A 23,442-nucleotide genomic window follows, 5' to 3' on the forward strand; every position below is an offset into this window, starting at 1 on the left:
AAATAGAATTCAATAATTATATTGTAGTGACCTTTATGTTTTTTAGGTGTCTCATTGTTAATGCCTTACATTTTTTAATACTAACCAATTAAATACATATCAATTATGAAAAAATTATTTGCTGAATTTTTTGGAACGTTTTGGCTTGTTTTTGGAGGTTGTGGAAGTGCTATTTTTGCAGCCGCTTTTCCTGAGGTGGGTATCGGTTTACTGGGAGTTTCCTTGGCGTTTGGACTTACTGTTTTAACCATGGCTTATGCCGTTGGACATGTTTCTGGAGCACATTTTAATCCAGCTGTATCCTTGGGACTTTGGGCTGGAGGGAAGTTTGAAGCCAAAGAGCTTGTCGGTTACATTATTGCCCAAGTTATTGGTGCCATTGCTGCGGCCGGAGTACTTTATTTGATAGTTTCTGGAAAAGGTGATTTTACAGGTATCGGCGGATTTGCCGCTAACGGCTACGGAGAATTGTCGCCTGGAGGTTATAGTTTGATGTCCGTGCTAATTACGGAGTTTGTACTCACGATGTTTTTTCTGTTGATAATTTTAGGGAGCACTTATCCAAAAGCACCAAAAGGTTTTGCAGGAATAGCCATTGGTTTGGCACTGACTTTAATTCACTTGATAAGCATCCCAATTTCAAATACTTCAGTGAATCCAGCCCGTTCCACAAGCCAAGCTTTGTTTGCAGGTGGTGATTTTACTGCACAATTATGGCTATTTTGGTTGGCGCCCATTGCCGGAGCAGTGGTGGCTGGCTTTATTCACAAAGCATTTTTCGATAAGACATAAAAAAATAACCTTGAATAAGAGTTATTAATAGCGACGAAAAAGCCTCTTCTATTACAGAAGAGGCTTTTCAATTTTTGGATGCTATTATTTATAATAACGTTTATTGCAAACTAATTTCTGCAACAGTATTTTCGACGGAAGCAATATGATTACCTCCTTTGGGCTCTATTGTGATATTCAATTTAAGCGCATTTTCCGTAAACGGAATTCTTCTCAACTGCCTGTCAGATTCCGTTAAAATTCCTAAACTCACCATACGGTCCTGAAGTTCGGCCCAAATTTGATAGCACTGTTCTTCAGGTAGTTGAGGTAGAGATACCACATCAATCATGGATGTTTTTTCCTTTGGATTGATATAGGCTACCGTTTTCAGGTTTCTGGCTCTATTGTTGCCCTGCATAATGTATTTATAAGTGTCAGGGTTATTTAGTTGCATAAACTGTTGCATCACCGCATCCAGCTTTTTATTGTTCATTTCAATATCACTTCTTAAATCAAATATTTCATCAACCACCACCTGATTTTCGTCGTTCAGCTTTTGGTTTTGATTGTAAAACAAATAAGAAGTTCCCGCAAAAATTAGCGCCGCAATACTGGCCGCCACACTAAATTGATACCATTTTTTATACCTTTTACTTGGCTTTAATGCTATTACAGGGGTGTCGTCCAACTCCTCTAAAATATTGTCTAGAATGTTTTTAGGGGCTTCCACAGCACTGCTTTTGGCAACAATTTCCAAATTGTGCTGCAGGGTGTTGTAGGCATTCTGAACCTCTGGATATTTTGAAATGTAAGCTTCAACTTCCTGGGTTTCCATAAAGTTGGTGTTGCCTATCAGATATTTTTCCAAAAGGCCAGAATTCAAAAAAGTAGTTATTTTCTCATTCATGACTTGGTTTAATTAAGGATCGTAAATCTTTTTCAATTCCCTCAATCCAATTTTTAATCTTGATTTTATTGTCCCCAACGGGATATCCAGTTCTTCACTAGCCTCCTGTTGTGTCATACCTTCAAAAAATAGTGCATTAATCACTATCTGATACTTCTCGTCCAAGCTGCCCAGATGCTTTTTTATATCCATCACATCTTGGTTCAAAGAGTTCGTGGTAATCTTATATACGCTAGAACTTTCAATTTGGACTTCCTTTTCGGTTTTATTTTTCAAGGAACGCACTTTGTCAATGGCCGTATTATAGGTGATACGATAAAGCCAGGTGAACAATTTTGCCTTTTCAGGGTCGTATTTTTTGGCGTACCTCCAGATTTTTACAAAACTTTCCTGAAGCACGTCCTGCGCCGTATCATCATCCACAATAATTTTTTTCACCACACCGTATAGCGCATCCGCATAATACTCATATAGCAAAGAAATAGCGCGTTTATCGCTATTTTTAAGTAGCCCTACAATTTCTTTTTCTATGTCTGAAATCAATTTAGTTGGTGTTTTTCTATCAATTGATACTCAATAGGGTCAAAAGTACATGAATTTTTTCATTTGAAAATTAACGAAAACCAAATGAAAAAATTACTTGGGCTTATAAAGCGCTTTCTGAAGTGGAACTAAATTTCTAATTTTTCTTTTTGAAAAAACTTAGTTTTCGCCGAAGAGATTTGCCGTTTTATTCTATTAAAGAATGTTTACCTCCGCCTCAATGGAAATATCGAATAGACGTTTGACGGTTTTTTGGATAAGCCGCGAAAGTTTCAAAATATCCGAACCCTTTGCGCCACCGTAGTTCACAAGTACCAGTGCCTGTTTTTTATGAACGCCGTAGTTCCCAAAGGTTTTGCCCTTAAATCCAGCTGTTTCGATTAGCCAACCCGCTGGGACTTTTACTTCACTATCAGAAACTGGATAGCTCGGAATCGCTTCAAAATTCAATTTTAGTTTTTCAAAATGCACTTTTGAAATCACCGGATTTTTGAAGAAACTACCGCTATTGCCAATTTCTTTTGGGTTGGGTAATTTACTTTCCCGGATATTGATAACTGCTTTTGAAATATCCTGAATCGTAGGGTTTAGAATGCCCATGTTTTGTAATTCAGAAGTGATGGCGCCGTATGAAGTATATAATCGATGATTCCGTTTGGTTAGCTTAAAAACCACACTTGTAATGATATATTTCCCCTTGACCTTTTGTTTGAATATGGAATTCCTATAACCAAATTGGCAATCTTCTTTAGTAAAAGTTTTTACCTTTTGCGAAGCAATTTCAATAGTATCACACGACACAAAGGTATCTTTAAGCTCCACCCCATAAGCTCCTATATTTTGAATAGGTGCGGTCCCCACATTTCCAGGAATCAGGGAAAGATTTTCCAATCCGCCATAATCACGCTCCAAACACCAAAGCACAAAATCATGCCAGTTTTCACCGGCACAGGCTTTTACCAGTACATAATCCTCAGTTTCACTTTCAACTGAAACTCCTTTTAAATTGACGTGAATCACCAATTTATCCTGATTTTTGGTCAACAGCATATTGCTCCCTCCACCTAAAATCAGTTTTTCAGGGTAATCTTCTTGAGCAAGAACATCCTTGAGTTCATCTTCGTCGGATACCGATACATAATGTTTCGCATTGATATCAATGCCAAAAGTGTTATATTTTTTTAAGGATATGTTTTCTGCAATTTGCATATTAGTCCTCCTTGTACACTTTTAGGGCTTCCTTGATGATTTGGACTGCCTTTTTAAGGCGTTCGCTATGAAGCACATAGGCAATCCTGATTTGGTTCAGTCCAATACCAGGAGTGGAATAAAATCCACCGGCTGGAGCAACCATCACAGTTTCATTTTCCACATGGAAAGATTCCAAAAGCCATTGTGCAAAACGGTCCGAATTTTTAACCGGCAACTCCGCGATGCAGTAAAACGCTCCTTTTGGGGTGGCAACCTTTACGCCTTCAATCTTATTGAGCTCTTCCATCAAGACATTCCTACGTTTTATATACTCATTTTTAATATTTACAAAATAAGAAGATGGAGTGTCAAGCGCGGCCTCACTGGCAATCTGTGCATAAGTGGGCGGGCTCAAGCGTGCTTGGGCAAATTTTAATACGGTCTGAATTAAGGTTTTGTTTCGAGAAACGAGGCAACCAATACGTGCACCACACATGCTGTAACGCTTGGATACCGAATCGATCATAATGGTATGCTCGTCAAGTCCCTCTAGTTCCATGACCGAATGGTGCGAATGCCCATCATATGTAAACTCACGATAGACTTCATCTGAAATCAAAAACAGGTCGTGTCTTTTAACCAAATCTGCCAATTGGTCAATCTCTTCTTTGGAATAAAGATATCCAGTGGGATTACCTGGATTACAAATCATAATAGCTTTAGTCTTTCCGGTAATCAGTTTTTCAAATTCCGAAATAGGTGGGAGAGCAAAATTATCTTCAATTCTGGAAATAATGGGTTTTACTTTGACGCTAGCCGCTGTAGCGAAAGCAATGTAGTTTGCGTAAAAAGGCTCACAGATTATCACCTCGTCATTAGGATCCATGATGCTTCCAAACAAAAAAGCAATGGCCTCGCTAGCCCCTGTTGTTACTATGATATCCGTATGGGATACTCTAATATCATGCTCTGCATAATAGTCTGCAATCTTTTTTCTATACGTATCGGAACCCTCGGAACGCGAGTAGGATAGTACTTCCACATCATTTTCGCGTACCGCACGAAGTGCCACTTCGGGGGTTTTAATATCGGGTTGTCCAATATTTAGGTAATAGATGTGTTTCCCTTCTGCCTCCGCTTGTTCAGCATAGGGCACCAGTTTGCGTATAGGCGATTCGGGCATATTGCGCCCTTTTTTTGATATTGACGGCATTTTAGTTTAAATGGTCTGCAAAGTTGAGAAAATTATCTTAAAATTATTTTAAAAAATAAGCTTAAATTCAAGGTGCTCAACAAAGATTTGTAAATTGAAAACTAGAATTCCCTTAGATTTCACAATGAAAAAACTCCTTTGTTTTGCTCTTTTTCTTTTGTCATTCATAAATATTTGCCTGGCCCAAAAGGATAGATTTATCATCCAAAATAAAAAAGGGGAAACAAAGGTAAGGTTTAAACTCATTAATAATTTGATAGTATTTCCAGTTGAGGTCAATGGTATTGAGCTGTCCTTCATATTGGACACAGGAATTACCAAGCCAATGATTTTTAACATCGTAAACATGTCCGATAGTTTAATGGTAAAAAATCCGGAAACTACCATATTAAGAGGGCTTGGTGAAGGTGAATCGGTTGAAGCATTGAAGTCCGATGGGAATGTGATAAAAATTGGTGATGCCCTAAAACTAGACCAGGATTTATATGCCATTTACGATTCTCGCTTGAATTTTGCTCCAAAGCTTGGCGTACCAATTAATGGCATCATCGGTTATGATATTTTAAAGGATTTTGTTGTGGAAATAAACTATTCCAGTAGGTTTTTGAAGTTTTACAATGCTGAAATTTACGAGTATAAAACCTGCAATTCTTGCGAGGTATTGGGTTTAGGGTTTTATAACAACAAACCCTTTATTCATGCCAACGTCACGGTAAACAAAAAAATATTTCCCGTAAAAATGCTTGTTGATTCCGGAGGAAGCGATGCCATTTGGTTGTTTGAAAATGATAGTTTGGGAATCAAATGTGGCATGAATTACTTTCGGGATTTCTTGGGATACGGGTTAAGCGGAAGTGTGTATGGGAGACGTTCCAAAATTGATTGTTTTAGTTTGAATAGTTTCATTATGAAAGATGTGAATGTGGCCTACCCCGATTCCACGTCGATTAGTTATGATAGGATAATGGAAGGCAGAAACGGCACTATAGCGGGTGAAATTTTAAAGCGTTTTAACATCATTCTTGATTATAAACAGCAACGTATCACTTTTAGGAAAAATGGGTATTTCCGAAATAAATTTTTCTATAATAAGTCCGGTATTGTTTTGGAATATGGGGGGTACAGGTATGTCAGGGAAAAAGATAATAACGACAATAGTGTAACATATGGCAATAACTCCAGGGCGAGTAGTGCCAAGGTTGTCCTTAACACCAAATATAAACTGAATTTAAAACCGGCTTATACCATTGTTGAATTGAGAGAGGGGTCCCCTGGAGCTTTGGCGGGTTTAAAGTTGGGTGATATTATCTTAAAAATTAATGGCAAATTAGCACATAACTATACTTTACAAGAAATTACCCAAATGTTTCACGATGACAACGGAAAGTTCATCAGGCTTCTGGTGGAACGCAAAGGGAAGAAGTTTGAGCACAGTTTTAAGTTAAAGGATATACTACTGAACTAAAAAAGCCCAAACACTTGGTCAGGGCTTTAATTTTGTCAAAGTATAAAAAGTGACTCTTATTTCTCCACCAAACTTTTGGTTTTCTTTTCTAAAACATTGTTTTTGCTGGGGTCAACCACCAAACCTTTAATTTTTAAGGCTACTGTTGGGGTTTCGGCGTTAGACATCACAGTGATGGTCTTTCTGATAGGATTTACTCTGTTCGTATCATATTTTACTTCAATTTGTCCTGTTTTGCCCGGCATAATGGGGTCTTCAGGTTTTTTGGGGATGGTACATCCACAACTTGAAGTTACTTTTGATATGATCAATGGTGCGTCCCCGGTATTGGTAAATTCAAATACTCTCACGCCATTTGATCCTTTTTCAATTGTGCCATAATCAATAGTAGTTTCCTTAAACTCAATCTTGGCAACCTTGCCTTGAGCATTAAAAGAAAAGCTAATTAACCCTACAAATAGAATAGTAATAAGATGTTTCATCTGCTTGTTTTTTGGTTATTATTTAATGTAAACATAGGTACTTTTTCCACAACCTGCAAAATTAATAGACAAACGGTATAAAACTTAACATTCTTAATAATACCATAACCAGCCATCAACTTTCACAGAAAAAGAAATATAAGTACTTTTGCACATCTAAAGTCAAAAACTGTTCCAAAGTATGCAAATCCCATCAAAATACGATGCTAGCAAGGTAGAAAGCAAGTGGTATGATTACTGGATGAAACACGATTATTTTCATTCTGAACCCGATGAAAGAGAGCCCTATACCATCGTGATTCCCCCACCAAATGTGACAGGGGTTTTGCACATGGGGCATATGCTGAATAATACCATTCAGGATGTATTGATTCGTCGTGCGCGTTTGCAGGGCAAAAACGCCTGCTGGGTGCCCGGAACGGACCATGCTTCTATTGCCACTGAGGCCAAAGTGGTAGCTAAATTAAAAGAACAGGGTATTGATAAAAACGACTTGACTCGAGAAGAGTTTTTAAAGCACGCTTGGGATTGGACGTACGAATACGGTGGCGTAATTTTAGAGCAGTTGAAGAAATTGGGCTGTTCCTGCGATTGGGACCGCACAAAATTCACGATGGATGACGATATGTCAGAAGCTGTCATCAAAGTTTTTGTGGATTTGCACAATAAAGGACTGATTTATAGAGGGTATCGCATGGTTAACTGGGATCCCGAAGCCAAAACCACCCTTTCTGATGAAGAAGTGGAATATGTGGATAAACAAGGGAAGTTATATCATGTTAAGTATCGAATCGAAGGTTCCGACCAGACTTTAACTATTGCCACCACCCGGCCTGAAACCATTTTAGGCGATACCGCGATTTGTATCAACCCAAATGATGACAGACATGTTAATCTAAAAGGGAAAAAAGCCATAGTTCCAATTGCCAATCGCGTTATTCCGATTATTGAAGATGAATATGTGGATTTGGAATTTGGGACGGGATGCCTAAAAGTGACGCCTGCCCATGATGAAAATGACAAGGTTTTAGGCGATAAGCATAATTTAGAGGTGATTGACATCTTTAATGAAGATGCCACATTGAATAGTTATGGCTTGCATTACAAAGGCAAAGACCGCTTTGAGGTGAGAAAAGCGATTGTAAAAGAACTTGAAAGTCTCGGATTGATTGCTAAAATCGAAGATTATAACAACCGTGTCGGTATTTCCGAACGCACCAAAGCGATTATTGAGCCTCGATTATCTGATCAATGGTTTTTAAAAATGGAGGATTTGGTAAAACCTGCCATTAATTCCGTATTGAAGGATGGCGATGTTAAATTGTTTCCAAAGAAATTTGAAAACACCTACCGCCATTGGATGGAAAATATCCGCGATTGGAATATTTCACGACAATTGTTGTGGGGGCAACAGATACCGGCCTATTTCTATGGTGATGGCAAAGACGATTTTGTGGTGGCTGAAACCCTTGAAGAAGCCTTGGAATTGGCAAATGAAAAACGAAATGTCACGCTGAGCGCTCCCGATAGCTATCGGGACGAAGCGCCTTTAACGTTGAAAGACTTACGCCAAGAATCCGACGTGGTCGATACCTGGTTTTCCTCATGGTTATGGCCCATGTCAGTGTTTGACGGCATTCGCAATCCTGAAAATGCGGATATAAAATACTATTATCCCACCAATGATTTAGTAACTGGGCCGGATATCTTGTTTTTCTGGGTGGCACGAATGATTATTGCGGGGTACGAATTTAAAGGTGAAAAGCCTTTTGAAAATGTATACCTCACTGGGTTGGTACGTGATAAGCAACGCCGAAAGATGGCTAAATCCTTGGGGAATTCACCTGATGCTTTGAAATTGATCGAGGAATATGGTGCCGATGGAATCCGCGTGGGTTTATTATTAAGTTCTGCGGCAGGGAATGATTTGTTGTTCGATGAAGCATTGTGCCAACAAGGCAAAGCGTTTGGAAATAAGATATGGAATACGTTTAGATTGGTGCAAGGTTGGGAAATCGACCAAAACTTAGAACAACCCGAAACGGCAAAAGTGGGGCTGGAATGGTACCAATCCAAATTCCAAAAAGCATTGGCCGAGATTGAAGACCATTTTAGCAAATACCGCTTAAGCGATGCTTTAATGACGATTTACAAGCTCATCATGGATGATTTTTCTTCATGGCTATTGGAAATTGTAAAGCCTGGCTATCAGCAACCGATTGATGCCAAAACCTACACTGCGGTAATCGATGCGTTGGAGAATAACCTAAAGATTTTACATCCTTTTATGCCGTTTTTAACGGAAGAAATTTGGCAGTTTATTGCAGAACGTACCACTGAAGGGGCTTTAATTATTGCCAAATGGCCCGAAGCTAAAGCCATAAATGAATCTTTGATTTCAGAATTTGAATTTGCCACCGAAGTCATTTCCGGTATCAGAAATATCAGAAAGCAAAAGAATATAGCCTTTAAAGATGCGATTGCGTTTTCAATGATTAACAATGAAAATACAGCTTCAACTTTTGATGCGGTAATAACGAAATTGGGGAATCTGGAAGCTATCGATTATGTCAATGAAACTGTGGATGGCGCATTAACCTTCCGTGTGAAATCCAACGAATATTTTATCCCAATGTCCGGAGCCATTGATGTAGAGGCCGAAATCAAAAAACTCACCGAGGAACTGAATTATACCGAAGGCTTCCTTAAATCCGTACAGAAAAAACTGTCCAACGAACGTTTTGTCAGCAACGCCCCCGAGCAGGTAGTAGCCAGCGAAAAGAAAAAGGAAAGTGATGCTTTGGCCAAGATTGAAACACTGAAGGCTAGTTTGGCTAGTTTGGGGTAGGTTTTTAGTTCTTGTTAGACGTCTATCTCCCATAATTTGTAGGGCGAAGGTTTTTCAAAAAGGACAGTTGGTTTGTGGATGTAGTTTCTGTTATTTGCTGTTTTTATTTAAAATCAAAGTTTTTTCAATATAAATTCCTTTTTATTTTCTTTAAAAGTGAATTTAGTATAATCTATTTCGCCGTCTTCGTTTCTTGGAAAAATTATCGAAATATTCATTGGTTTGAAACTAAACTTAGCATTATTTATTGGGATTAAGGGCAGTGGATTTTTTCCTTCTGCTTTAAAGTATAAGAGATTTCTTTTGCCTTCTAATATCATGGTATATGGAAGGTCTGAAGAGTAATACTTTCCTTCACATAATTTTAAGGAAGCATTATTGATTACAAAAGTCTCTTCTACTGGTCGAATGCCTAGGCTCTTGTTGGTATAATCAATCAACAAATTAAAGCGTTCCAATTCTTTTAAGCCAATATGTCCTTCTCTATACTTATCGCGAGAATGCCCAGTGGACGAAAACCTAACTGGCATTGCCCAATTTGTGAATCCAGCAATTTCCAAACTATGAACAGGCCATGAAGTGCCCATCATTGGTTTACCATCTATTCCCATGCCTATCACTTGTTCTTTACGCTTTACTGGGGCAGTTATGTTTTTGTTCTGATTAGTTTTTACCCACATATAGTTCATGTTTCCTAAATCAAAATGTACTTTTATTGGAATTTTTTCGTCTTCAGGCTTAATACGTAAATTGATATTGCAATAAGGCTTGTTGTTTATAAACTCAAAATCCGAATAGACCCAATCGTGTTGGGGAATATCCTCCTCTGGATTATGCAATGTCAAGGTTTTGCTTTCTTGGTTAATTTCTAACACCACAAACCTCAAAAGATCATAACCTATAATGCCGTCATATGGTACGTTATCATAAAAGGTGTTTTTGAAAAACATTTCTGGTGGCCACAACCCTACAGATAGATTTTTAAGAAAAATATTATCATTCAATTTAAGATGTAATCCATCAATAAATTTCACGGGTTTTTCCATATAGATTTGTGTATGTGAGCCAATTTTATCATGTTCACCCAAAGGGTCTTGAAATCCAATGGCTCTATCAGATTCAAAAATACAGGTGATGGGAGCGCCTGTATCTAAAACAAAGTTTAACTGTTTTGAATTATTTATTTGAAGTTTAATAACAATTAATCCGTTAATGATCTTGTAAGGAAGTGTTACTGGGCTTTCTAGTTTGTTGACCATAACTAACTCTTTAGTACTTTTCCCATTAGGATTGCAAGAGTAAAGTAATATTATGATCACTATGATTATGTGTAGTTTCATTCTCGATAAGAATTGTAGGTTTTTAATTTTCTTAATAACGTTCATCTTACGAATCTGAGGGAATGTGTTCTAATATATCTCCAGGTTGACATTCCAATATTTCACAAATACTATTCAAGGTGTTAAACCTTATACCTTTTACCTTGCCAGTTTTCAGTAAAGAAAGATTGGTTTCCGATATGCCAATAATCTCAGCTAATTCTTTTAGTTTCATTTTACGTTTGGCCAACATAACGTCTAGGTTTACAACTATACTCATATCATGGCATCCTTATCCTCCTGCAGGAGTTGTCCTTCTTTAAAAACTTCGCTCAAACTGAGACTAAATAGAGCAAAAACTAACTCGCTAAAAGGCAACCCTATTTCTAAACCAATACCATGCTGTCCCTCATCAATAAAATTTACCGTTCCAAAAACGGCAAGTACTAAGGTGTATTTGGCTATTTGTCTAAAATACAACGTGTTTTTGCTATGGAACGTTTTATAGTCTCTAACCGATTTCAAAATTTTAATCATTTTATGAATGCATAATATAATCAGAAATACTCTTGCAGATTCTCTGAGAAGAATCCATAGTTTCATTCCCGGGCCAATCTCGGTAAAGAGGGTACTGCTTGTTTTGATATCACATTCGGTGCATATGTGAAAGGTTGAGAGATTCCCATCATTCAATATTTTCAAATCAGAATAAGTTTCTGGAAAAATGTAAACATAACTTAGTCCAAAAACGAATACAGTTACTAAGGCTATCAAAAGCCAAAAAGTGAACCTGTTGATGGCTATCGTGGCTCCAATTATTTTATTTCGTTTCATGAATATTAAATTTTTATTTGATACAAACATAAAAAAATTTATGTAAAACATAAAATAATTTTCATAAAATATAATTTTTTAGATACACGTGGTATTCATAATATAATACAATTTTGGGGTAATGTGCTGTTTTAGTACTCAAGCAAATTCAGCCAATGTGACCCATATCTGATAGTACCGAATTAAGTCGATATTATTTACGAAGTCAAGAAAGAGGTTGCCAAATCTCCTCCCATAAGTTTTTGGGAAATGACATTAAGTTCATAGGTATCACCCGAAAAATGATACACACGATGCAAATGTGCTTAGGTGCTTTTAAGCTACTCCCGATACAAAAAGTAAGTATTCACCAAATCAATATAGGCTTGTTTGGCCTCTTCTTCGGTTACGTTTCTTACCTGGAATAGTGCATTGGTTTTAAAGGCGTTGATGATGGGCTTTTTGCCACGCGGTTTGCCATAGTCATTTGTGGCTTTTTTGTAGTAGGCGTAAAGTTTCAGAAGCACGTCAGCAGGAAAGGGGTCAGTGTAGGCATTAACGCGAGCTACCGCTTCCTCAAACTCCTTATCTAAAACCTCGTTACGCATTGCTTTCAGCTATCACACTTTCGCCTCCGCGAACTTTTTGGTTTAATTCCACTTTTATTTTGGTATCCAAAGGCAAAAATAAGTCCACTCTGGAACCAAATTTTATAAATCCAGAATCCGCCCCTTGTTGGGCTTTATCGTCTGCTTTCGCATAATTTACAATCCGTTTGGCCAAAGCGCCTGCAATTTGTCTATACAACACTTTGCCGTATGTAGAATTTTCAACCACCACCGTGGTTCTTTCGTTTTCCTCACTGGCCTTGGGGTGCCATGCTACCAAATATTTCCCCGGATGGTACTTGCTAAAAAGTACCTTGCCACCAATTGGGTATCGCGTCACATGGACATTTAAAGGCGACATAAATACACTCACCTGCAAGCGTTTGTCGTTAAAATATTCTTTTTCAAACACCTCTTCAATAACCACTACTTTGCCATCAACGGGCGACACAACTTGGTTGTCATTCGCTTGGGTATTGCGCTTTGGGTTCCTGAAGAATTGTAAAATAAGAATCAAAAACACCAATAGCGCTATTAAAATCAATGTCCTCAACCAATTAATTGCAATAAATTGATCCACCAGCAAAAAACAGGCAACGACTATTACCAAGGTGATGAATATGATTTTATGGCCTTCTTTATGAAACATACTGCAAAATTCTTAAAAATAAATAAATAAATGGTGATGCGAAAATCATACTGTCCAGACGGTCCAACAAACCGCCATGGCCTGGCATGATAGCACCGCTGTCTTTTACGCCGGCCTGCCTTTTGAATTTGGATTCAATCAAATCGCCCAAAGTCCCAAAAACACTGATGATAATGCTCAAAATCAACCAACTATTAAAGGTAAAATTGGGCGTATCCGTAAATCTCGAAATAAAATAACTGGCTATGCAGGCAAAAAATAGCCCGCCCAAAAAGCCTTCAACGGTCTTTTTCGGTGAAATTTTTTCAAACAGTTTCTGCTTTCCAAAGTTCTTTCCGATTAAATAGGCGAAGGTATCATTCACCCAAACCAAAATAAAGGACCCCAAAAGTATTTCGGGGTTATAGGGTTCGTGAAAATTCCCGATAAGCACCAAAAACACAAAGCCGCTGGATAGATAAAATGTGGTTATGATGTAGCGTTTTGTTATAAAAAGAGGGATGGTTTTATGGGAAAACAGGTCCTTAATCAAAAGCAACTCCACGAAAATTGTCAAAACCATCAATATTTGTGTAGCTTCTTTAAGGCCGGTAGTCGAATTTAATACGAGTTGCCAATACCCAAACACAAAATAAAGAATGGCAAAAATAAAATAAGGGGCAATACTATTAAATTGGATCAGTTTTTTAAATTCGATAAGAGATACTATACCGAAAACGAAGAAAAGGGCAAATAGTGCATGCTGAGATCCTGAGGTAAGCACAAAAATCAATAAAACTACATAGAGCAAACCCGACAAAGAGCGCAATAGTATATCCTTCATTTGCTACAAATGCTTAAATTATAAATCCTCTAACAGTAGCAAATATAAGTTTTTCGCACTACTTCCGTAGCTCAAAAAATCTTTTTCGTCTGAGGATTTGAAGTGTTTGATAGTAGTAATATTAGTGGGGATTTTTTGTCTGTTCTTTGATTTGATGCCTCTGAGGCCTTCACCAATGTTATCCGCAATTTGGCTTGTCGTTGCAAATACAATGAAGTTAAAGGGCAATTCAGGTAATTTTTTACCGGCAATTTGATTGGAACTGATTAAAAGCGATCCATCGGTTGCAATAAGGTTTTCGCAGGTGGTCAAAAAATAAGTTGCCTCGCTTAACCGCTTTGTGGGGAGTATATTGGTAGATTTAAACTTGTCGACCAAGTTGTCATCAATGATTAACACGGGTTTTTCTTCCCAATCGTTTTCCCGTAATATATGCTGAAAATTTTCAAAAACCTCGTTCAAGTTATCGCAATACAAAAACTTACCACCATTAGCCTTAAAATTTATAGTGAATTTTTCATCTATCGGTAGTTTCAGTTCGGGCATATATTTACCCCTGTCTTCAGATTTTATTTCCTTTTCGGAGCGATCAGATTTCGATCCGAAAATTTTCTTAAAAAGATTCATGCAGGTATTTGCTATTAACCTAGTTTTCGAGAGTTTTTCAAATATAGAAAATCTTAAATTATTACTTAATGCAATTCAGGTTTTTTACCAAAAGCTTAACGAAATCGGGCTATTTATCCAAATTTTCACGTTCTTCCTTCTCAAAAGGCCTTTTTCCAAAGATTTTTTCCAAATTATCCTTAAAGATGACTTCCTTCTCTAAAAGAACTTCGGCCAGTTCAGTTAATTTGTCCTTATTGTCTTCCAAAAGTTTTACGGCACGTTGGTATTGTTCTTCAACGATATCAGAGATTTCCCTGTCAATCAATTCTGCCGTTTTTTCGCTGTAAGGCTTCGTAAAACCATATTCACTTTGTCCGGAAGAATCGTAATAGGTCAAGTTGCCCACTTTATCACTCAAACCGTAAATAGTCACCATTGCCCGAGCTTGTTTGGTTACTTTTTCCAAATCACTCAAAGCACCTGTTGAAATCTTATCGAAAATCACTTTTTCGGCAGCACGGCCACCAAGAGCGGCGCACATTTCATCAAGCATTTGCTCGGGACGCACAATCAAGCGTTCTTCTGGCAAATACCAAGCCGCACCCAATGAACGGCCCCGTGGCACGATAGTTACTTTTACCAATGGTGCAGCATGTTCCAACATCCAACTTACGGTGGCATGGCCTGCTTCATGGTAGGCTACAGCTTTCTTTTCACTTGGGGTGATGATTTTATTTTTCTTTTCCAGTCCGCCAATAATTCTATCTACGGCATCAAGGAAATCCTGTTTGTCAACGGCTTTTTTCCCATTTCTTGCGGCAATCAGAGCAGCTTCGTTACACACATTGGCTATATCTGCACCCGAAAACCCTGGGGTTTGTTTGGCCAGAAAATCAGTGTCTAAGTCTTTAGACTTTTTTAGAGGTCTTAAATGCACCTCAAAAATTTCTTTGCGTTCACGTAAATCAGGAAGATCCACGAAAATCTGTCTATCAAACCGCCCAGCACGCATCAACGCCTTGTCCAAAATATCAGCGCGGTTGGTAGCTGCCATCACAATTACGTTAGTATTGGTGCCAAAACCGTCCATTTCGGTTAACAACTGATTCAGCGTATTTTCGCGCTCATCATTACTGCCAGACATGGCATTTTTTCCACGTGCCCGGCCGATGGCATCAATCTCGTCTATGAAAATAATTGATGGTGATTTTTCCTTGGCTTGCTTAAATAGGTCACGTACACGAGAAGCACCGACACCTACAAACATTTCCACAAAATCCGAACCGGATAGAGAGAAGAAAGGTACTTTTGCTTCACCTGCAACGGCCCTTGCTAAAAGGGTTTTTCCGGTTCCCGGAGGGCCTACCAATAGGGCGCCTTTCGGAATTTTTCCACCAAGTGTGGTATATTTTTCAGGGAACTTCAAAAAGTCCACAATTTCTTGAACTTCTTCTTTTGCACCTTCCAAGCCGGCAACATCCTTAAATGAAGTTTTTACCTCCGTATTTTGGTCGAAAAGCTTTGCCTTGGATTTTCCAATATTAAAAATTTGCCCTCCGGCACCACCACCAGCACCTCCGGACATACGACGCATGATAAAAATCCAAACACCAATCAACAGAACAAAAGGCAGAATACCTAACAGGAAATCTGCCAAATGATTTTCCTCCGTGACATAAATTGGCTCTAAATCAAGGTTTTGCTCCTCGATGATTTTATTCAGTTTATTTTGGAATATTTCCAACTCCCCAAACTCAAATTTGTAATTTGGAACGGGCGTGGTTGACGGCATAAAGCTCGTGGGCTTTGACTTTTTATGAATCTCCATTTGGGAGGCTTCTTTGGTCAAATACACCTTTGCCAGCCTTCTGTTTACGATTTCAACCTTTGCTACATCACCATTTTCCACAAACTTAAAAAACTGTGTGGGGTTGGTCATTTTTCCATCTTGATAGCCACTATTGTTGAATAATGTAAACACCAAAAAGAGGGACAGTATGATGCCATAAATCCAATACGGGCTGAACTTAGGCTTCTTTTCTTTTATGTTTTTCTTGTCGTTTGCCATGTGTTTTTTTTAGTAACTAGTTTCAATTACCGTAGTTTTCGCATCGCCCCAAAGGCTCTCGATGTCATAGTATTCCCTGATATGCTTTTGGAATACATGTACAGCAATGTTAACATAGTCCAGCAACACCCATTCTGCATTTTCGGCACCTTCAATATGCCATGGGTGATCCTTTAGTTCTTTACTTACTTTTTTTCTGATGGAGTTTACAATAGCGTTTACCTGTGTGTTTGAAGTCCCTTCACAAATAATAAAATAATCGCAAACCGTATTTTCAATTTCCCTTAAATCTAAAATGCTTATTTCTTTTCCTTTAACATCCTCAATCCCACTAATGATAACCGATATTAACTGATCTGCGCTTATTTTTTCTTTCGCCATTAATTTTATTTAATTTGTGCAAAGTTATTATTTTTTTGGTTCTTTATCCTTTAAAATTTTCACAACATTTCAAAGCCATAAAACAACTTCTAAATGCCTTTAATCAAACTTGATGCCATCAACTCAACCAATAGTTTTTTAAAGGAGCTTATCGGCAATCAGCAGGTTGAAAACTTTACGGTAGTCACGGCAAAGCATCAAACCAATGGGCGAGGGCAAATGGGGGCAACTTGGATGTCGGAACCTTCCAAAAACTTGATGTTTAGTGTCTTTGTAGATACTTCCGGCTATCCTTTGGAGTTTCCGTTTTACCTAAGCATCGCCACGTCACTAGCTTTAAGGAAGGCCCTTTTTGAGCTCACAATCCCCAAATTGATGGTAAAATGGCCAAACGACATTTTGTCACATAATTCGAAAATCTGTGGGGTTTTGATCGAAAATGTCATAAAGAATGGCAACGTCAACGCATCGATAATTGGGATTGGGATTAATGTTAATCAAACAGAATTCAAAGGTTTGCCTAAAGCATCTTCATTAAAATTGATAACTGGTAGAATTTACGATTTGGATGAAGTTCTGGATGCAGTATTGTCCAATTTGAAACACTATTTTTCACTTTTGAAACAGGGAGCGTTTGGAGCATTAAAAACGGAATACCAATCCTATTTATTTCGCAAAAATAAACCCTCGACTTTTAAGGATAGAGAAGGGAATTTATTTTCAGGATACATTCAAGATGTATTGGAAACAGGGGATTTGCAGGTGCTTTTAGAAGATGATGTTACTAAAGCTTTCGCCCTAAAAGATATCGAACTACTGTATTAAACGGTCTTTGGTAAATTGGTCGCCAAAGTCTCAATAAATTTATTGATGGGCCCTTTAATCATCATGCTCATCATAGGGTTAAAATCACCACTGAACACTAACTGTACACCACTTTCAGAGTCGTTTTCATCTGAAATATTTGCCACCAATGAAAAGTCAATTTTTCCGCCAGCAGCGCCAAACTCTATACGACTATGTGCCGTGGCGTCCTTTTTTTTCAATACGATTTCTGGCATGCCTTTTAATGCGAAAACGAAAGTGTCTTCACTCAATACCTCAAATTTACTCGTGTTTTCAGGCATTAAAGCCTCGAAATTATTGATGTCCGATAGGAAATCAAAAATCTCTTTCGAACTTTTGGGAGCGCTTACTTTTGGAGATTCTAAATTCATGTTTGTTGTTCGTTGTTAAGTTGTTGGTCGTTAAGTCGCACTTGGCGTTACATCTTAACGCCTTTACGTTCATATCAAATAACGTTCCATTCACTGGGGTTGATGTTCCATTCCTTCAAAGTTTTTAATTCCTTGCTGGAAATGTAATTGGTCTGTAAAGCCTGATCCAAAAGACTTTCGTAATTACTGAGGGTATAAAGGGTCACATTTTCCTTTTCAAAATTTTCTTTTGAAATTTCAAAACCGTAGGTAAAAATAGCAATCATTCCTTTTACATTTATTCCTCCATCTCGCAAGGCTTTAACTGCGTTTAAACTGCTTTTTCCGGTGCTAATCAAGTCTTCAACTACTACCGCATTCTGACCTCTTTCAATAAAACCTTCAATCTGGTTTTTTCGCCCATGACCTTTGGCATCCGGTCTCACGTAAATAAAGGGTAAATTCAAATATTCGGCAACCAACATACCTATACCGATGGCTCCTGTAGCAACACCAGCAATAGCGTCCGGTCTGCCATATTGCCTTTCAATATGTTTGGCCATTGTTTCCCGAACATAATTCCGAATAGGAGGGAAAGATAGGATAATTCGATTGTCACAATAAATTGGTGATTTCCAGCCCGATGCCCAAGTAAAAGGGGCCTGTGGACTGAGTTTTATTGCATTTACTTGCAACAAAACTTCGGCGGTTTTTTTGGCGGTGTGTTTATTGAAAATCATAATCGCAAAATTACACATATATTTATTTTTTTATGGCTGGAATCCACGTAATAAAATATTTTTTTCAACAATGAACAGTTTCAGCTTAAAAATGATATTTTTACCGCGTTGTATTCAGTAAATCATCCGTATGCATAAAATATTCGTAGGCGACAAACCCATCATTTTGACCACAACTTTTGAGGAAAAGGAAGGGCGCAAAAATTACAGATTAAACAGGGTGGTTTTAAGTAGGGTGATTCGAAAAATGAATGCTTCCAATTCCATAGCGGAAGTTTGCCTTGTCCATAAAAACGAAAAAAAACTCTTAAAAAAATTTCTGAAAAAATTGCCCAATGTTGAAGCCGGAGGTGGAAAAGTATATAATGACAAAGGTAAGATCCTATTTATTTTTCGAAACGGAAAGTGGGACTTGCCAAAGGGGAAGATTGAAAAAAAGGAAGGAATTGAAGAAGCTGCCATCCGGGAGGTAGAAGAAGAAACTGGGGTAGAAGGACTAAAAATAGTAAAGCCGCTAGAAACAACGTATCATATTTTTAAACGCAATGGACGCTATAAAATTAAGGTGACTTACTGGTTTGAAATGAAAACTTCTTACGATGGAGAACTAAGCCCCGAAAAAAAGGAAGGCATTACTAAAGCCAAGTGGTTAGGCAAAAAGAAAACGAAAAAAGCTCTTGAAAATTCTTATGCTAATATTAGGGCATTAATTTAAAAAATCACTAAATTAGTTTTAAATTGCTGTTATAGATAGTTGACTTTCTCTCAAAGTAAAACGTTTTGCTATGAAAGAATATAAACTGTCGTTTGGTACTATTATCATCTTAAAAGATAATTTGGCCGAGGTTATTATCAATGAAGGTGTTGTGATGAATGAAGTTATGGTAGATCTTTATCATGATTTTTTATTGAGCTATTTAAAAGCACCTTTCTCGTTATTGATCAATAAGAAAAATTCCTACTCCTATACATTTGAGGCACAAAAAATGATTGCTAACTTGAAGGAAATACATGTTATGGCGGTTGTTGTGGGTACAAGCGGTGCCTTGATGTCCACAAGAACTTTGATTAAAATTAACGAGGAAAACGACTGGAATATAAAGTTATTCCATACCAGGCCCGAAGCTTTGGAATGGATTGAAAGTCACTACGTTTATTCCATGGCGGAGTAATAGCAATTTGCTAAGCCACAATTTGTTCATTCTATATTTGCGCATCCCTTTTTAAACAGTAAATTTGCACCTTCAAAAACCAAACCATGACTGCATTTTTCAGAAAGCGCACCAAAAACGCCAAAAACGATATTTTAAGTGGATTAACCGTAGCCTTGGCCTTAGTGCCAGAGGCTGTCGCCTTTGCTTTTGTAGCAGGGGTTGACCCGTTAGTTGGGCTATATGCCGCGTTTATGATTGGTTTTATCACTGCCGTTTTCGGTGGACGTCCGGGAATGATTAGTGGCGCCACAGGTGCTTTGGCCGTAGTGATGGTAAGTTTAGTAGCTGAAGGAAATGCCATGGGAGAACCATCGGAGCAATTGGGTTTGTATTATCTCTTTGCAACTGTGATTTTGATGGGCATTATCCAAATGTTGGCGGGTATGTTTAAGCTAGGTAAGTTTGTACGCTTAATTCCGCACCCCGTGATGATGGGCTTTGTGAATGGTTTGGCGATTGTGATTTTCCTGTCGCAACTAAATATGTTTAAGGATGCCAATGGCGATTGGTTTACAGGACCACAAATGTGGATTATGCTCGGGCTAGTTGGACTTACCATGGGTATTATGTTTGGACTTCCTAAGCTGACAAAAAAATTGCCTGAAGCCTTAATAGCCATTTTGGTAGTCTCGGCCATTGTTATATTCGGAAATTTAGATGTGGCTACTGTTGGAAGTTTTATTCGTGATGGTGGAGGTGAAGGTTTAAAAGGCGGTTTACCAACATTTCAAACGGATATTTTTAGCAAAGTGCCTTTCAATTGGCAAACTATAAAGTTCATTGGCCCGTATGCGGTTATTCTGGCTGCTATTGGACTGATCGAGTCCCTGATGACGTTGAATTTGGTAGATGAAATTACCGAAACCCGAGGTAATGCCAACAGGGAATGTATGGCACAGGGTGGAGCCAATATCGTAACGGGGTTCTTTGGTGGTATGGGTGGTTGTGCCATGATTGGACAATCTTTGATCAATATTAAAAGTGGTGGCCGTGGGCGTTTATCAGGTATTGTGGCGGCCTCTGCATTATTGATGTTTATTTTGTTTGCTTCAAGTTATATCGAACAGGTACCTATCGCAGCATTGGTTGGTGTGATGTTTATGGTTGTAATTGGAACATTTGCATGGAGTAGTTTTAGGATTCTTAGAAAAATCCCTTTGAGCGATGCCATTGTTTTAATTGCTGTGTCGTTGATAACCGTTTGGAAAGATTTGGCCGTAGCCGTAATTGCAGGCGTAATTATAAGCGCATTGGTCTTTGCATGGGAAAATGCAAAAAGAATTAGAGCCAGAAAACGAATGAAAGATGACGGTACCAAGGTTTATGAAATTTGGGGGCCATTGTTTTTTGGTTCTATTATAGCGTTTAATGAAAAGTTTGATGTGAAAAATGATCCGGATAAGGTTGAGATTGATTTTGTAGAATCTCGCGTAAGTGACCATTCTGCACTGGAGGCTATTTTCAATTTAGTTGAAAAGTACGAAGCAGCAGGAAAGTCTATCAAACTAAAGCATTTAAGTGAAGATTGTAAAGTGTTGCTGTACAAGTCCAACCCCAAATTTAGGGAGGTCGTTGTTGAAGACATTGACGACCCCCGTTATCATTTGGCGGAAAACCCCGAGGCCTTTACAAAGCCACTTTCGGAGTACAAACTTTAGATTTTTGGAGATTTTTGTTTGGGCGTTACTACTCCCGATAGCTATCGGGAGGTCGGGCTTTCACTACTCAATCTTTTTAAAACCTCTTATTCAAACGTCATTGCGAACAAAGTGAAGCAATCTCCTAATCCAAGAAGATTACTTCGTCGCATACTCCTCGTAATGACGGTTCATTTGTTTAGGTTTTAAAAAGGATTTCAAACATGCCGTTCAATCCCTAACGCAGAACTACCGTATCGGTCGCTTCAATTGCTCCTTAACCCGCTCAAAAGACTTTTTGCTCGCCCTTTCCCAACGATAAATATTGTGTTTTTTGCCCTTGTTGGCTTCTTGTTTCTCAGCTTTATCACGAATTGCTTTTACCCAATTAAAGCGTTTACTGGTAATGGAAACTATCATGCTATCATCACAGCCCAAAGCCTCCAATGCATTTAATGCGGCAATGGACACGTTTTGAACTTTGTCGTTCATGGCATGCATTAAGGCAGGCACGGAGGAACATTTTCCAGCATGCTCCAAAGCCTCGGCAGCTAACTTTCTTATTTTGTAGTTGCCGTGCTTTAACGCATATTCCAATTTGGGTACATCTTTGGTGTCCATCCAAAAATCTATTGTGTTTTCGGAAGGCTGACACAAGTTCCATTTGAAGAAAAAGTATGTGAGGTGGTGTAACATGGTTGTAAGCGAACTATTTATATGTAGCTTATTTCAACAAAATGTTACATTGATTTATGGTTTGAATAGTTGGACGGTGTAGTCCAAAAGCTCTGGCTCTCCGCTTTTACCATGACCTGGAATTACAATTTTTAAATTGGGGTATGTTTCCTTGATTAATGCAACCGTATTTGACCATTCTGAAGTATTGGCATCGCCCAAATAGCCTTTACCTGCTTTAAGACTTTTTATGAGGCATCCTCCAAATAATGTTTTTTCATTCGGGATATAGCCCACCACATTGTCAACAGTGTGGCCTTCTCCAAAATGTTTTGTAATTGCGATTTGATTTCCAACCTTCAATTCCAATTTATTTTTGAAACCAATCTTAGGTAAAACTGCGCTATCGTTCTTTGCTAGTATGATAGTCTGTTCATTGGCATGGGAAGAGATGTTGTTTTTGTGAAATTCATTTAAACCACCCAAACAATCGTTATGGAAATGGGTGATGACAACGGCCATGATTTTCTTTCGATATGTTTTTGTGATCCATTCGATAAGTACTTTGGAAGCCTCATCATCCACTGGAGTGTCAAAAACAATAGCTTCATCTTCATTAAAGTAAACCATGCCATTACAGGCCACTTTTCCGAAATCATTCGTTTGGATATATGAAATATGACGGAATATATTGTCATTAATCTTTTCGATTTTCAAAATGTCGGATTCAAAACTTTGGATGTGTTTTGGGGCCGATTTACAGCTAATTAAAAAAAAGAGAAGAAAAAGGGCGATAAAAGTCCTCATGAAATAAAGTACGGGTTGCGGTTATTTTACCCTAACGCTATCGGGCACCAACAAGGTATAATCCCCATTATTTCTAATAACATCCCGTACGATAGAAGAAGCGATGTAGGAAGTTTGGGCAGAGGTCAATAAGAAAATGGTCTCTATTGGCGCCAAATCCCTATTGGTGTGGGCGATGGCCTTTTCGAATTCAAAATCTGCTGGATTTCGTAAACCTCTTAAAATAAATTCTACATCATTTTTTACACAAAAATCCACCGTTAAGCCTTCGTAGCTGACTACGGATACTTTAGGTTCGTCCTTAAAAGCCTCCACAATAAATTGTTTGCGCTCTTCAAGGGAAAACATGTATTTCTTTTCGGCATTGATACCAATGGCCACAATGATTTCATCAAAAAGGCGAACGCCACGTTTGATGATGTCATAGTGTCCTAAAGTCAGTGGGTCAAAAGACCCGGGGAAAATTGCGCGTTTCATTCT

The 23,442-nt window shown here is 38.2% G+C and carries 26 protein-coding genes; 7 read left to right on the forward strand and 19 right to left on the reverse strand.

The features are described 5' to 3' along the window. Positions 1–105: 105 nt before the first annotated feature. A complete protein-coding gene (aqpZ, locus tag H7U19_RS02965) occupies positions 106–792 on the forward strand; it encodes an aquaporin Z (protein ID WP_186558534.1) in 687 nt (228 codons plus the stop codon). Between the two features lie 100 nt (positions 793–892). Here aqpZ and H7U19_RS02970 read toward each other — a convergent pair whose 3' ends face one another. From H7U19_RS02970 to H7U19_RS02985, 4 genes are all read right to left on the reverse strand, one after another. Next, on the reverse strand, positions 893–1,681 hold the full coding sequence (locus tag H7U19_RS02970) for an anti-sigma factor (RefSeq protein WP_186558535.1): 789 nt from the start codon (positions 1,679–1,681) through the stop codon (positions 893–895). Between the two features lie 12 nt (positions 1,682–1,693). Continuing rightward, positions 1,694–2,224, reverse strand: coding sequence for an RNA polymerase sigma factor (locus H7U19_RS02975; RefSeq protein ID WP_186558537.1), 531 nt, complete (start codon positions 2,222–2,224; stop codon positions 1,694–1,696). Between the two features lie 195 nt (positions 2,225–2,419). After that, positions 2,420–3,433 carry a UDP-N-acetylmuramate dehydrogenase gene (murB, locus tag H7U19_RS02980; protein WP_186558544.1) on the reverse strand — a complete coding sequence of 338 codons (1,014 nt, stop codon included), beginning with the start codon at positions 3,431–3,433 and terminating at the stop codon, positions 2,420–2,422. A gap of 1 nt (position 3,434) precedes the next feature. Continuing rightward, on the reverse strand, positions 3,435–4,628 hold the full coding sequence (locus H7U19_RS02985) for a pyridoxal phosphate-dependent aminotransferase (protein ID WP_186558546.1): 1,194 nt from the start codon (positions 4,626–4,628) through the stop codon (positions 3,435–3,437). A 124-nt stretch (positions 4,629–4,752) separates the two neighbouring features. Here H7U19_RS02985 and H7U19_RS02990 point away from each other — a divergent pair, with 124 nt between their 5' ends. Further along, positions 4,753–6,093 (forward strand): PDZ domain-containing protein, encoded by a 1,341-nt coding sequence (locus H7U19_RS02990; RefSeq protein ID WP_186558548.1) that lies wholly within the window; start codon positions 4,753–4,755, stop codon positions 6,091–6,093. 56 nt (positions 6,094–6,149) lie between these two features. On the opposite strand, the gene H7U19_RS02995 is transcribed toward H7U19_RS02990, so the two are convergent. Then, positions 6,150–6,575, reverse strand: a complete 426-nt coding sequence (locus tag H7U19_RS02995; protein WP_186558550.1) for a DUF1573 domain-containing protein — start codon at positions 6,573–6,575, stop codon at positions 6,150–6,152. 181 nt (positions 6,576–6,756) lie between these two features. On the opposite strand from H7U19_RS02995, the gene H7U19_RS03000 reads away from it, so the two are divergent. Next, positions 6,757–9,423, forward strand: a complete 2,667-nt coding sequence (locus tag H7U19_RS03000) for a valine--tRNA ligase (RefSeq protein WP_186558558.1) — start codon at positions 6,757–6,759, stop codon at positions 9,421–9,423. Positions 9,424–9,536: 113 nt separating this feature from the next. Here the strand turns inward: H7U19_RS03000 and H7U19_RS03005 are convergent, their stop codons facing one another. The 9 genes from H7U19_RS03005 to rsfS all read right to left on the reverse strand — a co-directional run bounded on the left by H7U19_RS03005 (position 9,537) and on the right by rsfS (position 16,693). Further along, on the reverse strand, positions 9,537–10,682 hold the full coding sequence (locus H7U19_RS03005) for a pepsin/retropepsin-like aspartic protease family protein (protein WP_186558560.1): 1,146 nt from the start codon (positions 10,680–10,682) through the stop codon (positions 9,537–9,539). A gap of 127 nt (positions 10,683–10,809) precedes the next feature. Continuing rightward, a complete protein-coding gene (locus H7U19_RS03010; protein ID WP_186558562.1) occupies positions 10,810–11,022 on the reverse strand; it encodes a helix-turn-helix domain-containing protein in 213 nt (70 codons plus the stop codon). Continuing rightward, a complete protein-coding gene (locus tag H7U19_RS03015) occupies positions 11,019–11,576 on the reverse strand; it encodes a DUF2975 domain-containing protein (RefSeq protein WP_186558563.1) in 558 nt (185 codons plus the stop codon). Before H7U19_RS03015 ends, H7U19_RS03010 begins: the two co-directional genes overlap by 4 nt. A gap of 320 nt (positions 11,577–11,896) precedes the next feature. After that, a complete protein-coding gene (locus H7U19_RS03020; protein WP_186558565.1) occupies positions 11,897–12,163 on the reverse strand; it encodes an acyl-CoA-binding protein in 267 nt (88 codons plus the stop codon). Further along, on the reverse strand, positions 12,156–12,812 hold the full coding sequence (locus H7U19_RS03025) for a phosphatidylserine decarboxylase family protein (protein ID WP_186558567.1): 657 nt from the start codon (positions 12,810–12,812) through the stop codon (positions 12,156–12,158). The genes H7U19_RS03020 and H7U19_RS03025 overlap by 8 nt, the downstream gene beginning before the upstream one ends. Beyond that, a complete protein-coding gene (locus H7U19_RS03030) occupies positions 12,802–13,635 on the reverse strand; it encodes a phosphatidate cytidylyltransferase (RefSeq protein WP_186558569.1) in 834 nt (277 codons plus the stop codon). Before H7U19_RS03030 ends, H7U19_RS03025 begins: the two co-directional genes overlap by 11 nt. 18 nt (positions 13,636–13,653) lie before the next feature. Then, positions 13,654–14,262: an LUD domain-containing protein gene (locus H7U19_RS03035; protein WP_186558578.1), complete on the reverse strand. Its 609-nt coding sequence runs from the start codon at positions 14,260–14,262 to the stop codon at positions 13,654–13,656. Positions 14,263–14,371: 109 nt separating this feature from the next. Further along, positions 14,372–16,312, reverse strand: a complete 1,941-nt coding sequence (gene ftsH / locus H7U19_RS03040; protein ID WP_186558586.1) for an ATP-dependent zinc metalloprotease FtsH — start codon at positions 16,310–16,312, stop codon at positions 14,372–14,374. A 9-nt stretch (positions 16,313–16,321) separates the two neighbouring features. Beyond that, positions 16,322–16,693: a ribosome silencing factor gene (gene rsfS, locus H7U19_RS03045; RefSeq protein WP_186558594.1), complete on the reverse strand. Its 372-nt coding sequence runs from the start codon at positions 16,691–16,693 to the stop codon at positions 16,322–16,324. A 93-nt stretch (positions 16,694–16,786) separates the two neighbouring features. On the opposite strand from rsfS, the gene H7U19_RS03050 reads away from it, so the two are divergent. After that, positions 16,787–17,518 carry a biotin--[acetyl-CoA-carboxylase] ligase gene (locus H7U19_RS03050; RefSeq protein WP_186558596.1) on the forward strand — a complete coding sequence of 244 codons (732 nt, stop codon included), beginning with the start codon at positions 16,787–16,789 and terminating at the stop codon, positions 17,516–17,518. Here the strand turns inward: H7U19_RS03050 and H7U19_RS03055 are convergent. Both H7U19_RS03055 and pyrE read right to left on the reverse strand, forming a co-directional pair. Beyond that, complete coding sequence (locus tag H7U19_RS03055) at positions 17,515–17,910, reverse strand: SRPBCC family protein (protein ID WP_186558598.1); 396 nt, start codon at positions 17,908–17,910, stop codon at positions 17,515–17,517. The genes H7U19_RS03050 and H7U19_RS03055 overlap by 4 nt on opposite strands. A 74-nt stretch (positions 17,911–17,984) precedes the next feature. Beyond that, positions 17,985–18,629, reverse strand: a complete 645-nt coding sequence (gene pyrE / locus H7U19_RS03060; RefSeq protein WP_186558600.1) for an orotate phosphoribosyltransferase — start codon at positions 18,627–18,629, stop codon at positions 17,985–17,987. A 130-nt stretch (positions 18,630–18,759) separates the two neighbouring features. Here pyrE and H7U19_RS03065 point away from each other — a divergent pair, with 130 nt between their 5' ends. The 3 genes from H7U19_RS03065 to H7U19_RS03075 all read left to right on the forward strand — a co-directional run bounded on the left by H7U19_RS03065 (position 18,760) and on the right by H7U19_RS03075 (position 21,501). Next, complete coding sequence (locus tag H7U19_RS03065) at positions 18,760–19,344, forward strand: NUDIX hydrolase (protein ID WP_186558602.1); 585 nt, start codon at positions 18,760–18,762, stop codon at positions 19,342–19,344. Between the two features lie 70 nt (positions 19,345–19,414). After that, entirely contained in the window at positions 19,415–19,801 is a 387-nt protein-coding gene (locus tag H7U19_RS03070) for a hypothetical protein (protein ID WP_186558604.1), read from the forward strand. An 86-nt stretch (positions 19,802–19,887) separates the two neighbouring features. Further along, on the forward strand, positions 19,888–21,501 hold the full coding sequence (locus H7U19_RS03075; protein ID WP_186558605.1) for a SulP family inorganic anion transporter: 1,614 nt from the start codon (positions 19,888–19,890) through the stop codon (positions 21,499–21,501). Between the two features lie 228 nt (positions 21,502–21,729). On the opposite strand, the gene H7U19_RS03080 is transcribed toward H7U19_RS03075, so the two are convergent. Genes H7U19_RS03080 through coaD form a run of 3 tightly spaced genes read right to left on the reverse strand, consistent with a single transcriptional unit; the run spans position 21,730 to position 23,439 of the window. Beyond that, a complete protein-coding gene (locus H7U19_RS03080) occupies positions 21,730–22,176 on the reverse strand; it encodes a HEAT repeat domain-containing protein (RefSeq protein WP_186558607.1) in 447 nt (148 codons plus the stop codon). 54 nt (positions 22,177–22,230) lie between these two features. After that, a complete protein-coding gene (gene bla / locus H7U19_RS03085; RefSeq protein ID WP_186558609.1) occupies positions 22,231–22,962 on the reverse strand; it encodes a subclass B1 metallo-beta-lactamase in 732 nt (243 codons plus the stop codon). Between the two features lie 21 nt (positions 22,963–22,983). Then, on the reverse strand, positions 22,984–23,439 hold the full coding sequence (gene coaD, locus H7U19_RS03090) for a pantetheine-phosphate adenylyltransferase (RefSeq protein ID WP_186558623.1): 456 nt from the start codon (positions 23,437–23,439) through the stop codon (positions 22,984–22,986). Positions 23,440–23,442 lie beyond the last annotated feature (3 nt).

It is taken from the genome of Hyunsoonleella aquatilis (genome assembly GCF_014270105.1).
Lineage (GTDB): Bacteria > Bacteroidota > Bacteroidia > Flavobacteriales > Flavobacteriaceae > Jejuia > Jejuia aquatilis.

Bases quoted from the DNA above. Each gene is read 5' to 3' on its own strand.
- H7U19_RS03005 (WP_186558560.1), bottom strand. From the start codon at position 10,682: ATGGTCAACAAACTAGAAAGCCCAGTAACACTTCCTTACAAGATCATT.
- H7U19_RS03015 (WP_186558563.1), bottom strand. From the start codon at position 11,576: ATGAAACGAAATAAAATAATTGGAGCCACGATAGCCATCAACAGGTTC.
- H7U19_RS03020 (WP_186558565.1), bottom strand. From the start codon at position 12,163: ATGCGTAACGAGGTTTTAGATAAGGAGTTTGAGGAAGCGGTAGCTCGC.
- H7U19_RS03025 (WP_186558567.1), bottom strand. From the start codon at position 12,812: ATGTTTCATAAAGAAGGCCATAAAATCATATTCATCACCTTGGTAATA.
- H7U19_RS03075 (WP_186558605.1), top strand. From the start codon at position 19,888: ATGACTGCATTTTTCAGAAAGCGCACCAAAAACGCCAAAAACGATATT.
- H7U19_RS03000 (WP_186558558.1), top strand. From the start codon at position 6,757: ATGCAAATCCCATCAAAATACGATGCTAGCAAGGTAGAAAGCAAGTGG.
- H7U19_RS02970 (WP_186558535.1), bottom strand. From the start codon at position 1,681: ATGAATGAGAAAATAACTACTTTTTTGAATTCTGGCCTTTTGGAAAAA.
- H7U19_RS03080 (WP_186558607.1), bottom strand. From the start codon at position 22,176: ATGTTACACCACCTCACATACTTTTTCTTCAAATGGAACTTGTGTCAG.
- pyrE (WP_186558600.1), bottom strand. From the start codon at position 18,629: ATGATTTTCAATAAACACACCGCCAAAAAAACCGCCGAAGTTTTGTTG.
- aqpZ (WP_186558534.1), top strand. From the start codon at position 106: ATGAAAAAATTATTTGCTGAATTTTTTGGAACGTTTTGGCTTGTTTTT.
- H7U19_RS03035 (WP_186558578.1), bottom strand. From the start codon at position 14,262: ATGAATCTTTTTAAGAAAATTTTCGGATCGAAATCTGATCGCTCCGAA.
- H7U19_RS03055 (WP_186558598.1), bottom strand. From the start codon at position 17,910: ATGAATTTAGAATCTCCAAAAGTAAGCGCTCCCAAAAGTTCGAAAGAG.
- H7U19_RS03010 (WP_186558562.1), bottom strand. From the start codon at position 11,022: ATGAGTATAGTTGTAAACCTAGACGTTATGTTGGCCAAACGTAAAATG.
- H7U19_RS03030 (WP_186558569.1), bottom strand. From the start codon at position 13,635: ATGAAGGATATACTATTGCGCTCTTTGTCGGGTTTGCTCTATGTAGTT.
- ftsH (WP_186558586.1), bottom strand. From the start codon at position 16,312: ATGGCAAACGACAAGAAAAACATAAAAGAAAAGAAGCCTAAGTTCAGC.
- H7U19_RS02985 (WP_186558546.1), bottom strand. From the start codon at position 4,628: ATGCCGTCAATATCAAAAAAAGGGCGCAATATGCCCGAATCGCCTATA.
- H7U19_RS02990 (WP_186558548.1), top strand. From the start codon at position 4,753: ATGAAAAAACTCCTTTGTTTTGCTCTTTTTCTTTTGTCATTCATAAAT.
- coaD (WP_186558623.1), bottom strand. From the start codon at position 23,439: ATGAAACGCGCAATTTTCCCCGGGTCTTTTGACCCACTGACTTTAGGA.
- H7U19_RS02995 (WP_186558550.1), bottom strand. From the start codon at position 6,575: ATGAAACATCTTATTACTATTCTATTTGTAGGGTTAATTAGCTTTTCT.
- H7U19_RS03050 (WP_186558596.1), top strand. From the start codon at position 16,787: ATGCCTTTAATCAAACTTGATGCCATCAACTCAACCAATAGTTTTTTA.
- H7U19_RS03070 (WP_186558604.1), top strand. From the start codon at position 19,415: ATGAAAGAATATAAACTGTCGTTTGGTACTATTATCATCTTAAAAGAT.
- H7U19_RS03065 (WP_186558602.1), top strand. From the start codon at position 18,760: ATGCATAAAATATTCGTAGGCGACAAACCCATCATTTTGACCACAACT.
- murB (WP_186558544.1), bottom strand. From the start codon at position 3,433: ATGCAAATTGCAGAAAACATATCCTTAAAAAAATATAACACTTTTGGC.
- bla (WP_186558609.1), bottom strand. From the start codon at position 22,962: ATGAGGACTTTTATCGCCCTTTTTCTTCTCTTTTTTTTAATTAGCTGT.
- rsfS (WP_186558594.1), bottom strand. From the start codon at position 16,693: ATGGCGAAAGAAAAAATAAGCGCAGATCAGTTAATATCGGTTATCATT.